Origin of the sequence: Streptomyces sp. NBC_00316 (genome assembly GCF_036158715.1) — a bacterium.
Classification (GTDB): Bacteria; Actinomycetota; Actinomycetes; order Streptomycetales; family Streptomycetaceae; genus Streptomyces.
On record NZ_CP108023.1, the window covers coordinates 2686004 to 2698704 of the forward strand.

The following is a 12701-nucleotide window of genomic DNA, read 5'->3' on the forward strand; positions in this document are numbered from 1 at the left end:
CTCCTCGCCCGAACCTGTGTACGTGGGTTTATCTCTTACGCAGGTCTAAGACTGCCATGCTCCCGACCCGCGGCCTGCATCGGCATCGTCATCGCGGTGCGCAGGGTCTCCACGGTCCGCTGCGCACTGGGGCCCACGACGGCCGCCCACTCCTGCGGGGCGTCGGCCAGCCACCCGGTCACCAGTTCCGCGAATCCGGGCACGTCACGGGCCAGTTCGACGAGCCTGCGGTCGAAGCGGGCAGCGCCTTCGGGGGTGCGGACCAGCAGCATCGCGGTGCGGTGGACCAGGGCCCGGGTGCGGACGGCCGCACGCCGGGCGGATCCGGTCGCCGCCGCGCACAGCAGTGCCTCGAGCACGATCGCGTCACGGTGGATGCCCTGCTCGAACTCCAGCAGCACCTCGAGGAGCTCGGCCCGCACCGGCCCGGAGGCCGGCGTGCCGGGCGCGGCGAGCACCCGGGCGAGGGCGCCGCGCACGGCTGCGGGGGCCGGACGGTCCCGCAGCAGACCGGTCACCAGAGGCAGCAGCAGGGCGCGGGCGGCAGGCCCGTGCTCCAGCCTGCGGTCGATGTACGCGGCAGTCTGCGGGCCGCCCTCCGGATGGCTGTCGACGTACGCCCGCACCAGACCGGCCGCATGCAGGGCCAGCGCCGGGGCGTCGATATCGGCGAGCGAGCGCAGCACCTCGCCCGCACCGTCCCCGGGCCGGGTGAGCGCCTCGCGGAAAGCGGCGATCACCGGCTCGCAATGGGTCGGCAGCGCGACGGCGAGCTCGGCCGCGGACAGATGCGGATCGCCCTGCACGAAGACCCGCAGGGCTTGTGGAAGAGAGCGGTCCCGGGTGTGCGGATCCCGTACGAGAAGGATCAGCGCGGCTCCGTGCAGGTCGAGGTCGGCGGGGTGGGCCAGCAGGGCGAGCGCGGAGCGGCGCAGCAGTTCGCGGTCGGCTTCGGCGGTGACGTGCGGTGCGGTGACGAGCCCGTACGAGGCCGCCGCGACGCGCCGGGCCCGCCGGTCGTCGTCGAGGGCCCAGCGTTCGACGGCCCGGCACAGCGCAGCCGGCTCGTCCTCGGCCAGCGCGGCGAGCAGTTCGTCGGCACGCGGGTGGACGGTCGCGACGAGGGCGTCCGTCAGGGCGTCGACGGCGAGGTCGCGGCGGGAGTGGAGGAGCGCCTGAGCCGCGGCGGCGACCGTCGGCCGCATCACCTCACCGTCCCCGGCGGGCAGCGGGCGCTCGTCCGTGAACCAGAGGCAGAGCAGGGGCTGTACGGTCCGGGGCCGCTCGGTGAGCCGCCGGGCGACCGCATCGAGGAACCGCTCCTCGCCGCTGCCGCCGTCCCCCTCGCGGCACGCGACGACGCGCCCCGGCCGAGGAGAGCGGCCGGCGTCCCTGCCGTCGCCCCGCGGCCGACCGTCGACAGGCACCAACCGTCGCAGCAGGTCGATCCGGTCCGCTTCCGGCAGCCGCAGCCGGCGCCAGAACCACGGCCCGAACTCGGCATACGCTCCGATTGGGCCCCCGGCCTCGGACCGTCGGACGATGCGCCCGGCCAGGAGCCGCAGCACCCCGAGGTGCGGCCCGGCGTCGGGGACGCGGAGCAGCGTCTGCACCAGGAGGTGAGCGGCCCACCACGAGGCATCCCCCGACGGACCGGTGTCCTCGGCCGCACCGGCCCGAGCGACGCACTCCGCCCGGCCGGGCAAGGCACCGCACTCCGCCCCACCGGGCCGAGCGACACACTCGGCCCCGTCGGGCGGAGCAGCACGCCCAGCGGCATCCGGCTGAGGAGTACGCCCAGCGGCACCTGCCCGGACAGCACGCCCGACCGCGCCGGGTGGGGCAGAGCCCTGGTGCGGAACGGCCTGAGCTGCGCCCTCGAGCGGCACCGCCAGGGCCGTCGTCGGCACGGCGCTCTGCCGACGGCCGGCGCCCGGGCCGCCCGTCCTCGTGGGCAGCCGGTCCATCGCCTCGATCAGATCGGCCAGCCGGTGGGACAGCGCGGCAGCGCCGTGCCTGCGGCCCAGGAGCAGGAGAGCCTGGATCACCGGGCCGATCCGATGGCGCGGTACGGGGAGCGTATGGGGACCACGAGCAGGCGGGGGCGCCGCTGCCGGAGCTGCCGCGGCTCCGCGTCCACGCTCCCGCGTCGGTGCCGGAGGCCGTGCGGATCCGGCTTCCCGCCCATGGCCCTGCGCACCCGTGCTCCACACCCCAGGGTGCCCCTGCCGCGGGCCGCGGGGCGCCGGAACGCGCGCCTGGGGTGCCCCGGCCGCACCGCCCGGTCCCTCCTCGTGCCACCGGTGCACCAGCGACCGCAGCGCCACGTCCAGATCCAGATGGGCGCCCTGCACCCAGTCCCCCAGCTCCTCGTGCGCGAAGCGGTATCCCGCGCCCGCCGGGACCAGCAGGCCCTCGGTGAGAACCGCCGACGCCCAGCCCGTGCGCCAGGGAAAGATCTCCTCGAACGCCGCCCGGTCCAGCTCCCCCTGGCCCGGCCCCAGACACCGCCGCGCCGCCTCGTGGACCTGCCCCGCCACCTGGGCGGCCAGCCGCCGCACCGCCGTGCCCCTGCGTGCCGGACGGGACGCCGCAGCGATCCGGACCGCGATCCGCAGGCACATCAGGTCCAGATGGGCACCGAAGACATGGTCCGTGTCGGGCCGCCCGGGAACGTCTCCGGGGAGTGCTGCGCGTACCTCGGCGAGCAGCCGCAGGGTGAGCGGATGCCGGTCGTGGCCGGGGGCCAGGGCGTCGGCCGGGATGGCGTACCGCTCCCGGGCCTGTTCGGCCTGGCTCGCGGTGAGGTCGTCGAGCCGGACGGCGGACGGCAGCCGCCGGGCGGGGCGGGCGGGGCGGTGCAGCGCTCCGGGCGGACAGAGCGCACCGGCCGTCTCCCAGTGCTCGGGCCGGCAGGCGACCACCATCCGTGCCCCGTTGCCACGCAGCCAGTCCACCGTTCCCGCGGTCCACCGTTCCAGCCGGTGGGCGAGCACGGGCGGCATCTCCTCGGGGCCGTCCAGCAGGACGAGCAGGGGGCTGCCGGAGTCGGCGGCGAGCCGGGCGACCCGTTCGGGGGTGGCCGTGGCCATGTCGCCGCCCGCCCCGGCCGCGGTGACGATCCGCCCGGCCCGGCCCAGCGTGCGGGCGATGGCGTCGGCGACCGAGGTGTCGTCGGCGAGCAGATCAGCTCCGCGGAGCCACAGGGTGAGGGCGGGTTCGCTGCCGCACGCCCGGCGGGCCGCGAGCGCGGCGAGTTCGGTGGTGCGGCCGGTGCCGGGTTCGCCGACGAGGCCGAGGACCACTGCGGGGCGCCGCCCGGCGGCCGTGAACGCCGTGATCTCCGGGGTGATGTCCGGCCGTTCGACCGGATCGGGCCGGGCGCCCGGACCGCCCGCGGACCCGATGGACATCGCGGCGAGCTGCAGGGCGCCCGCGAGGTTGAGGTCGCGCCCGTACCCGGGGACCGTCGTCGCGTTGCGCCGCAGCAACGCGCCCAGCGGGCCGTCGGCGCCGGCGAGCGGCACCGCGAATCCGGCGGCGGGGTGCTCGCCGCGCAGTGCCGTCCCGAGCACGGCGATGACCGCGCCGGTCTCCGGATCGAACACGGGTCCGCCGACCGCCGCGCCGCGCAGCCGCAGCGCATCGCTGCCGTCCGTGCCGAGCGCCAGTTCCATCGCGGCGCCGACCCGGTGGGAACGGCCGCCCGCGGTGTACGTCACCGGGGCCATGCCCAGCACCCGCGCCTCGCGCCAGCCGTGGGCGGCGAGGCGTACGTAGGTACCGGCACCGATCCGGTCCCGCAGGACGATCGGCAACGGTTCCACACCGAGCGCGTCGGGCCCCCCGGTGTGCACCAGGGCGAGGTCCAGCTCCGGGAGCGCGGTGACGGCGTCGCTCGCGACACGGCAACGGCGGTCCCCTGTCCCGTACAGGACAAGATGATCAGGACCGTCGACCGCTTCGTGGCTCGTGACGACCGTGCCGCGGTCGTCGGCGACGAACCCCGTCCCCCGTGGCCGGCCGGCCGGATCGCAGATACGCACCAGCGTCGACCGGTCCCCGCTTCCCATGGTCCGACGGTAGGTCGCCAGTGATCAACGTGACGTGCGTTCGGACCAAACGCGCCCCTGGTGCACCCCTGATTCACTCCGAGCGCCTGCTCTTTGGGGTGAATCAGTAGGTTCCGGTGGACAGACACCGGAGGGGGCTCGTGGAGCGGGCGGGGGGTTGCCCGCTCCACGAGGGAGGTCCGGCGGCGGTGCCGGCACGAACAGCCGCCGGGCCGTCAGCCGAAGACGGCGAGGCTCTTGGCCTTGCCCCTGTGCTCCTCGACCAGCACGAGGAAGGTCCCGTCGGGCCCGAAGACCGCGACCGGCCCCGCCGGATACGAGGGCATGTCCAGCCGCACCCCGTTCAGCAGCAGCTTGGCCCGCTTCTCGTCCACGTCCCAGCGCGGGAACGCCGCGGCGGCGGCCTCCGCGATCGGCATCACGGTCAGCGTCTCCTGATGCTGATCGAGCGTCCGCGCCGCATCGAGGCCGTAAGGACCGACGCGGGTACGCCGCAGTGCGGTCAGATGCCCGCCGACGCCCAGCCCGGCGCCGAGGTCGCGGGCGAGCGCGCGGATGTACGTACCGGAGGAGCAGACGACGGAGACGACCAGGTCGACGACCGGGGTCCCGTCCTCCGCGACCGCCTCGCGGACGTCGTAGACGTTGAAGGACGAGACCGTCACCGGACGGGCCGGGATCTCGAACTCCTCGCCGCCGCGCACGCGCGCGTACGACCGCTTGCCGTCGATCTTGATGGCGCTGACCTTGGACGGCACCTGCATGATCGCCCCGGTCAGCGCCGCGACACCGGCATCGATGCCCTCACGCGTGACGCCCGACGCATCGGTCGACGCGGTGATCTCGCCCTCCGCGTCATCCGTGACGGTGTCCTGGCCCAGCCGGATCGTGCCGAGGTACTCCTTCTCGGTCAGTGCGAGATGGCCGAGGAGCTTGGTGGCCTTCTCGACACCGAGTACGAGAACGCCGGTCGCCATCGGGTCCAGCGTGCCGGCATGGCCGACGCGGCGGGTGCGGGCGATGCCACGCATCTTGGCGACGACGTCGTGCGAAGTGAAGCCGGACGGCTTGTCGACGATGACAAGGCCGTCCGGCGTCTTGTTCTGCTGTGTCATGCGGAGGCTGAGCCCTCGTTCTCGTCGGACTCGTCGGACTCGTCGGTGTCGTCCTCCGGCTTGCGGTACGGGTCGGCGTCGCCCGCGTACTTCGCGCCGGTGGACACCTCGCGGACCTCCGCGTCCTTGGCCCGCGCCTTGTCGAGGAGGTCCTCGATGGTGCGGGCGTTGTCCGGCAGGGCGTCCGGGACGAAGGCCAGGGTCGGCGTGAACCGGACCCCGGTCTGCCGGCCGACCTCGGAACGGAGCACGCCCTTGGCGCTCTCCAGCGCGGCGGCGGAGGCCGCCCGCTCCTCGTCGTCGCCGTAGACCGTGTAGAAGACCGTGGCCTCCCGCAGGTCTCCGGTGACCCGGGCGTCCGTGATGGTCACGAATCCGAGCCGCGGATCCTTGATACGCCGGTCCAGGGTCTCCGCGACCACGACCTGGATGCGATCGGCCAGCTTGCGGGCCCGCGCGTTGTCGGTCACCGGTCCGTCACTCTTCCTTCTGGGTTGCTTGCGGTCCGACGCCGGCGGCATCCGGTGCTTGCGCGTCCGGCGCTGCCGCGTCGAGCAGTTCTGACGTTGTTCAGTCTTCGTCGGTGTGCAGCCGCCGTCGAACCGACAGCAGCTCCACCTCGGGCCGGGCGGCGACGAGCCGCTCGCACCGGTCCAGTACGTCCGTGAGGTGTCCGGTGTCCCCGGAGACCACGGCAAGGCCGATCTCTGCCCTGCGATGGAGATTCTGTCCGCCCGTCTCCGCCGCACTCACCGCGTATTTGCGCTGCAGCTCGGCGACGATCGGCCGGACGATGGAGCGTTTCTCCTTCAACGACCGTACGTCGCCGAGGAGCAGATCGAAGGACAGTGTCCCCACATACATGGATGTCCGGATGTCCCGCCGGTTCGGGTTCGCGCCCTGCCAGTGCTTGGCAGGGACACAAGAACCGTACACGGAACGGCCGGGGCCGATCGACGGAAATACGACCCGTCGACCGGCCCCGACTGTTGAGGTACGGGTCAGCCTCGCGGCTTCTCGCGCATCTCGTACGTCGCGATGACGTCGTCGATCTTGATGTCGTTGAAGTTTCCGAGGTTGATACCGCCCTCGAAGCCTTCACGGATCTCGGTGACGTCGTCCTTGAAGCGGCGCAGACCGGAGATGTTGAGGTTCTCCGCGATGACCTTGCCATCGCGCAGCAGGCGCGCCTTGGTGTTGCGCTTGACCTCGCCGGACCGGACCAGCACACCGGCGATGTTGCCCAGCTTGGACGAGCGGAAGATCTCGCGGATCTCCGCCGTACCGAGCTCGACCTCTTCGTACTCCGGCTTGAGCATGCCCTTGAGGGCCGCCTCGATCTCTTCGATCGCCTGGTAGATGACCGAGTAGTACCGGACGTCCACACCTTCGCGCTCGGCCATCTGCTGCGCACGCCCTGCGGCGCGCACGTTGAAGCCGATCACGATGGCGTCGGAGCCGGTCGCCAGGTCGATGTCCGACTCGGTGACCGCACCCACACCGCGGTGCAGGACCCGGATGTCGACCTCTTCACCGACGTCGAGCTGGAGCAGCGAGGACTCGAGAGCCTCCACCGAACCGGACGCGTCGCCCTTGATGATGAGGTTGAGTTCCTGGACCAGACCGGCCTTGAGCGCCTCGTCCAGGTTCTCCAGGGAGAACCGGACGCCCTTGCGGGCGAAGTTGGCGTTGCGCTCACGGGCGGCACGCTTCTCGGCGATCTGACGGGCCGTACGGTCCTCGTCGACCACCAGGAAGTTGTCGCCGGCGCCCGGGACGTTGGTGAGACCGAGGACGAGGACGGGGGTCGACGGACCCGCTTCCTCGACGTTCTCGCCCTTGTCGTCGAGCATCGCGCGGACTCGGCCGTACGCGTCGCCGACCACCATCGTGTCGCCGACCCGCAGGGTGCCTCGCTGGACCAGGACGGTCGCAACGGCACCACGGCCGCGGTCGAGGTGGGACTCGATCGCAATACCCTGCGCGTCCTGCTCCGGGTTGGCCCGCAGGTCGAGCGAGGCGTCGGCGGTGAGGACGACGGCCTCCAGAAGAGCCTCGATGTTGAGGCCCTGCTTGGCGGAGATGTCGACGAACATCGTGTCGCCGCCGTACTCCTCGGCCACCAGACCGAACTCGGTGAGCTGACCGCGCACCTTGGTCGGGTCGGCACCCTCGACGTCGATCTTGTTGACCGCGACCACGATCGGCACGTCGGCCGCCTTGGCGTGGTTCAGCGCCTCGATCGTCTGGGGCATCACACCGTCGTTCGCCGCCACCACGAGGATCGCGATGTCGGTGGACTTCGCACCACGGGCACGCATGGCGGTGAACGCCTCGTGACCCGGGGTGTCGATGAAGGTGATCCTGCGGTCCTCACCGTTGACCTCGGAGGAGACCTGGTACGCACCGATGTGCTGCGTGATGCCGCCGGCCTCGCCCGCAACGACGTTCGTCTTGCGGATCGCGTCCAGCAGTCGGGTCTTACCGTGGTCGACGTGACCCATGACGGTCACGACCGGCGGACGCGAGACCAGAGCCTCTTCGCCGCCCTCGTCCTCGCCGAACTCGATGTCGAAGGACTCGAGCAGCTCGCGGTCCTCCTCCTCCGGGCTGACGATCTCCAGGACGTAGTTCATCTCGTCGGCGAGCAGCTTCAGAGTGTCGTCGGAGACGGACTGCGTGGCGGTGACCATCTCGCCGAGGTTCATCATCACGGCGACGAGCGACGCCGGGTTGGCGTTGATCTTCTCCGCGAAGTCGGTGAGGGAGGCACCGCGCGACAGACGGACGGACTGTCCGTTGCCGCGAGGCAGCATGACGCCGCCCACCGACGGGGCCTGCATGGCCTCGTACTCCTGGCGCCTCTGGCGCTTCGACTTGCGGCCACGGCGCGCGGGACCGCCGGGACGGCCGAACGCACCCTGCGTGCCACCACGGCCGCCGGGGCCGCCGGGGCGTCCACCGAAGCCGGGACGACCGCCGAAGCCGCCGCCGCCACCACCGGGACGGCCTGCGCCGCCACCGCCACCGCCGCCACCGGGACGACCGGCGAAACCGCCGCCGCCGCCACCGGGACCGGCCGGACGGCCTGCGAAGCCGCCGCCACCGGGACGACCGGCACCGCCACCGGGACGGCCTGCGCCGCCACCGGGACCACGGCCACCGCCGGGGCCGCCACCGGGACGCGGACCGGCAGCGGGACGCTGCGGCATCATGCCCGGGTTCGGACGGTTACCACCGGGCGCACCGCCCGGACGCGGAGCCTGCGGACGAGGCATGCCGCCCGGGGTGGGACGGGCACCGCCCTGACCCTGCGGACGCGGGGCGCCACCGGGGCCGCCCTGCGGACGCGGGGCGCCCGGACGCTCCTGGCCGCCGCCGGGACGCGGGGCGCCGCCGGGACGGGGTGCCTGCGGACGGGCCATGCCCGTCGAGCCACCGGAGGTGAAGGGGTTGTTGCCCGGACGGGGACCCGCCGGACGTGCGCCGCCGGGGCGCGGGGCACCCTGGCCTGCGGGACGGGCCGGACGGTCGCCGCCACGGCCACCGTCGCGCTCGCCACCACGGCCGCCGTCACGCTGACCGCCGGCCGGAGCCGGACGGGCGGGACGCGGGCCGGGAGTGGCACCCGCGGGACGCGGGGCCTGCTGCGGCGCGGCCGGCTGGGCCGGCGCCGGAGCGGAGAACTCTGCCGCGGGCACCGGGGTGACCGGAGCGGGCTTCGGCGCGGGCTTCGGACCCGGACGCGGGCCCGCAGACGGCGCAGAAGGCGCGGCAGCGGAAGGAGTGCTGCCGGGGGCCTCGGCTGCGGCCGGCTTGGGGGCCGGGGCGCCGGGCTTCGGGGCAGCGGGACGTGCCGCAGCGGCCGGGGACGGCGCTGCGGGCTTTGCGGGCGCGGCCTTGCGGGGCGCGCCCGGCTTCGCAGCGGACTTGCCGGCGTTGCCGCCGGGCCCCTGCAGTGCGTCAGTCAACTTGCGTACAACCGGCGCCTCGATCGTCGAGGACGCCGAACGGACGAATTCACCGAGTTCTTGGAGCTTGGCCATGACGACCTTGCTCTCGACGCCGAACTCCTTGGCGAGTTCGTATACCCGGACCTTAGCCACTTCGCTCCTTTTAGGTCCGGGTTACCGCCGGACCGTCGCTACTTCATGGGCGTACTCATCGCGTACTCATCGAGTGCTCATCGCAATCTCGACCTACTTCCAACTCGCGAGGTACCTGACCGCACGGGGTCCCGTGCCGTTCTCGATTTCTTACGGTGTCACCCGCTCGACGTACCGCTGCAGTGCCGCGGAATCGAACGTCCCCTTGGCCTTGAAGGCCCGGGGGAATGCCCGGCGGCGAACCGCCAGGTCCAGACAGACAGTGACGGGGTGCACATATGCACCCCGGCCGGGCAGCGTACCGCGTGGATCAGGGACACATTCGTCCCCGTCCGCCACGATGCGCAGCAGCACGCTCTTGGCCGCTCGCTCCCGGCATCCCACACAGGTTCGCTCAGGGCAAGCGCGGGCGTGCGTCCGGCCAGACACGTTTAAGTCTACCTCCCCGCGCCGACCTCACCCCTTTGGGGCAAAAATCGAACGGATGTTGTCGTGATCTCGGCGGCGAATCGCCTTGATCTGCTCCCCGGGACCGGTGTCGCTCCCGGGCTCCGGACCGCTTCGGTCCCTTCCCGTCCGGATGGATCCACCAGCCGGACGGGGTACTCCACCGGCCGAGCCGGTCCGCTCCCGGACCGGCTCGGCCGATGCCGTACCGGATCAGCCCCGCTCGGACCGGTCGCGGGCGCGCTCGGCCCGCTCCCGGTCGGCGATGTCCCGCTCGGCGTCGGTCTCGGTGTCCGGGCGGATGTCGATGCGCCAGCCGGTGAGGCGGGCGGTGAGGCGGGCATTCTGCCCCTCCTTGCCGATGGCCAGCGAGAGCTGGTAGTCCGGGACGGTGACCCGGGCCGACCGTGCGCCGAGGTCCACGACCTCGACCTTGCTCACCCGAGCGGGCGACAGGGCGTTGGCGACCATCTCGGCCGGGTCGTCCGACCAGTCCACGATGTCGATCTTCTCGCCATGCAGCTCGGCCATGACATTGCGCACACGGCCGCCCATCGGGCCGATGCAGGCGCCCTTGGCGTTCAGGCCCGAACGCGTCGAACGGACCGCGATCTTGGTGCGGTGGCCGGCCTCACGGGCGATCGCGCAGATCTCGACGGAACCGTCGGCGATCTCCGGGACCTCCAGCGCGAAGAGCTTCTTGACCAGGCTGGGGTGCGTCCGGGACAGGGTCACGGACGGACCGCGGACACCCTTGGCGACTCGTACGACATACGTACGAAGCCGCAGACCGTGGGTGTACTCCTCGCCCGGCACCTGCTCCTGCACCGGCAGGATCGCCTCCAGCTTGCCGATGTCGACCAGGACGTTCTTCGGGTCCTTGCCCTGCTGGACGACGCCGGTGACGACGTCGCCCTCGTGGCCCGCGTACTCGCCGAACGTCCTGTCGTCCTCCGCGTCGCGCAGCCGCTGCAGGATGACCTGCTTGGCGGTGGTCGCGGCGATCCGGCCGAAGCCGGACGGGGTGTCGTCGAACTCCTTCGGCTGCTGGCCCTCTTCGAGGTCGGCCGGGTCCTCCTTCGCCCACACCGTCACATGGCCGCGCTCGTCCAGCTCCACACGCGCACGGCGGTAGCTCCCGTCGGTGCGGTGGTAGGCGATGAGGAGGGCCGACTCGATCGCCTCGACGAGCACGTCGAAGGGGATCTCCTTGTCCTGTGCCAAGCCCCTCAAGAGCTTCACATCGATGTCCACGGCTACGCCTCCTCTTCCTTCTTGTCCTTGCGGTTGAATTCGATCTCCACGCGCGCCTTGGCGATCTCGTCGAAGGCGACCCGGCGGGATGTGGGCTTGCGGCCCTTCACACCCGGCACCTCGAGGTCGAGCCCGTCGTCGTCGACCGCCATGATGCGGGCCACCAGCTCACCGCTCCCGTGCAGTTGCAGCCTGACGAGGCGGCCGGTGGCGCGAACGTAGTTGCGGTGCTCCGTCAGGGGACGGTCGGCACCGGGGGAGCTGACTTCGAGGACGTACTCGTCCTCGCCCATCGCGTCGGTCTCGTCGAGCTTCTCGGAGATCGCACGGCTCAGCTCGGCGCAGGCGTCCAGCTCGACGCCCTCGTCGGAATCCACGACGATGCGCAGCACACGGCGGCGGCCGGCCCGGGACACCTCGATCTCCTCGAGATCCAGCTCCTTGGCGCTGACGAGCGGTTCGAGCAGCCCGCGCAGCCTCTCGCTCTGGGTGGTGCTCATCCGGGTGACTCCTCGGCCGCGTGTGCTGTTGTGTGGTTCGTCGCGTGTCAGGTCAAAGGGTATCCGGTCCCGAGGGGTGTTGCCGTCCGCCGACCCCGCGCTCACGGGTACGCTCGCCTGCGGTGATCACTTCAGGACAGATCCGGTCAGGACAGATCGAGACCCGAAGGAGAACAGGTGCGGCGCACGGGGACGACGCGCAGGGGTGCGCTCACCGCGACCGGGGCGATCGCCCTGGGCGCGGCGCTGAGCGGCTGCGGTAACGGCGACGGCGCCGACGTTCCGGCGGGGGCCCCGGTGGCCGAGGCCCGGGCCGCGGCGGCGCAGGTGGAGAACACCCTGCGGACGACGGCCGCCCGGACGAGCCGGGGTCTGCTCGACCGGTACGAGCAGACCATCCAGGCGCACCCGTCGGCCGGGACCGGACTCGCACCGCTGCGGGACGCCGTACGGGCCCACACGACAGCGTTGTCGCAGGGCGGCGGAGAGGCTCTCGCCTCCACCCGCCCGGCCGCCACGGACGTGAGGACCGCCGTGCGGGAACTGGCCGCGGCCGAGCGCCGCACCGCCGACGCCCACACGGCGATGCTTCTGAAGGCACCCCCGGAACTGGCCCGGCTGCTGGCCTCGATCGCCGCGGCCGGTGCCGCCCATGCCTATCTGCTGACCGAGCTGGCCAAGGAGACCTCGTCATGAGTGCGCAGACGCTGCAGGCGGCGCAGGCCTCGCTGGCTGCCGAACATGCGGCGGTGTACGGGTACGGGGTGCTCGGCGGCCGGCTCGACGAGGACCGCCGGGCGGTGGCCACGGCAGCCTTCAACGCGCACCGTGCCCGGCGCGACGCGCTCGTGCGGACCGTGCGCAGCCTGGGCGGTGAGCCCGTCGCGGCGGATTCCGCGTACGCTCTGCCGTTCGCAGTACCGGACGCGGCGGCGGCGGTGAAGCTCGCCGCGCTGCTGGAGGACCGGATCGCGGGCGTCTACTCCGATCTCGTGCGGGCTTCCGGGGGGCCACTCAGGCGAGAGGCCGCCAACGCGCTGCGGGAGGCCGCGGTGCGTGCGGTCCGCTGGCGGGGCAGCGGCGTAGCCTTTCCCGGGCTTGCCGAGCGGTCCGCCGACGGGACCACCGGGACGGACCGGCCGACGGGGACCGACGCGACGGCAGGGACCCCCGCGAAGGCCGGGGCAGCTCCGACGCACTGAAGAA

10 protein-coding genes are annotated in these 12701 nt (G+C 72.6%); 2 read left to right on the plus strand and 8 right to left on the minus strand.

Translation table 11 applies throughout. The features are described from left to right. Positions 1-35: 35 nt before the first annotated feature. From OG878_RS11810 to rimP, 8 genes are all read right to left on the minus strand, one after another. A complete protein-coding gene (locus OG878_RS11810; RefSeq protein WP_328886748.1) occupies positions 36-4073 on the minus strand; it encodes a serine protease in 4038 nt (1345 codons plus the stop codon). Between the two features lie 215 nt (positions 4074-4288). Continuing rightward, on the minus strand, positions 4289-5188 hold the full coding sequence (gene truB, locus OG878_RS11815; protein WP_328886749.1) for a tRNA pseudouridine(55) synthase TruB: 900 nt from the start codon (positions 5186-5188) through the stop codon (positions 4289-4291). Then, the gene (gene rbfA / locus OG878_RS11820) at positions 5185-5658 is read right to left on the minus strand and encodes a 30S ribosome-binding factor RbfA (RefSeq protein ID WP_328886750.1); all 474 of its coding nucleotides are present in this window, start codon (positions 5656-5658) and stop codon (positions 5185-5187) included. Before rbfA ends, truB begins: the two co-directional genes overlap by 4 nt. A 100-nt stretch (positions 5659-5758) precedes the next feature. Next, positions 5759-6052: a DUF503 domain-containing protein gene (locus tag OG878_RS11825; RefSeq protein ID WP_328886751.1), complete on the minus strand. Its 294-nt coding sequence runs from the start codon at positions 6050-6052 to the stop codon at positions 5759-5761. Positions 6053-6189: 137 nt separating this feature from the next. Then, positions 6190-9294: a translation initiation factor IF-2 gene (gene infB, locus OG878_RS11830; protein WP_328886752.1), complete on the minus strand. Its 3105-nt coding sequence runs from the start codon at positions 9292-9294 to the stop codon at positions 6190-6192. Between the two features lie 150 nt (positions 9295-9444). Continuing rightward, positions 9445-9723: a YlxR family protein gene (locus OG878_RS11835; RefSeq protein WP_328886753.1), complete on the minus strand. Its 279-nt coding sequence runs from the start codon at positions 9721-9723 to the stop codon at positions 9445-9447. Between the two features lie 231 nt (positions 9724-9954). Further along, positions 9955-10995 (minus strand): transcription termination factor NusA, encoded by a 1041-nt coding sequence (gene nusA, locus OG878_RS11840; RefSeq protein WP_328886754.1) that lies wholly within the window; start codon positions 10993-10995, stop codon positions 9955-9957. Positions 10996-10997: 2 nt separating this feature from the next. After that, the gene (rimP, locus tag OG878_RS11845) at positions 10998-11495 is read right to left on the minus strand and encodes a ribosome maturation factor RimP (protein ID WP_328886755.1); all 498 of its coding nucleotides are present in this window, start codon (positions 11493-11495) and stop codon (positions 10998-11000) included. Between the two features lie 177 nt (positions 11496-11672). Between rimP and OG878_RS11850 the strand changes: the two genes are divergently transcribed. Together OG878_RS11850 and OG878_RS11855 are read left to right on the plus strand one after the other, a co-directional pair. Further along, positions 11673-12191 carry a hypothetical protein gene (locus OG878_RS11850; RefSeq protein WP_328886756.1) on the plus strand — a complete coding sequence of 173 codons (519 nt, stop codon included), beginning with the start codon at positions 11673-11675 and terminating at the stop codon, positions 12189-12191. Next, positions 12188-12697, plus strand: coding sequence for a ferritin-like domain-containing protein (locus OG878_RS11855; protein ID WP_328886757.1), 510 nt, complete (start codon positions 12188-12190; stop codon positions 12695-12697). The genes OG878_RS11850 and OG878_RS11855 overlap by 4 nt, the downstream gene beginning before the upstream one ends. The last annotated feature ends 4 nt before the right edge of the window (positions 12698-12701 follow it).

Excerpts from the sequence above, each read along its gene's own strand:
- OG878_RS11855 (WP_328886757.1), top strand. The coding sequence starts at position 12,188 with ATGAGTGCGCAGACGCTGCAGGCGGCGCAGGCCTCGCTGGCTGCCGAA.
- OG878_RS11810 (WP_328886748.1), bottom strand. The coding sequence starts at position 4,073 with ATGGGAAGCGGGGACCGGTCGACGCTGGTGCGTATCTGCGATCCGGCC.
- rimP (WP_328886755.1), bottom strand. The coding sequence starts at position 11,495 with ATGAGCACCACCCAGAGCGAGAGGCTGCGCGGGCTGCTCGAACCGCTC.
- OG878_RS11825 (WP_328886751.1), bottom strand. The coding sequence starts at position 6,052 with ATGTATGTGGGGACACTGTCCTTCGATCTGCTCCTCGGCGACGTACGG.
- truB (WP_328886749.1), bottom strand. The coding sequence starts at position 5,188 with ATGACACAGCAGAACAAGACGCCGGACGGCCTTGTCATCGTCGACAAG.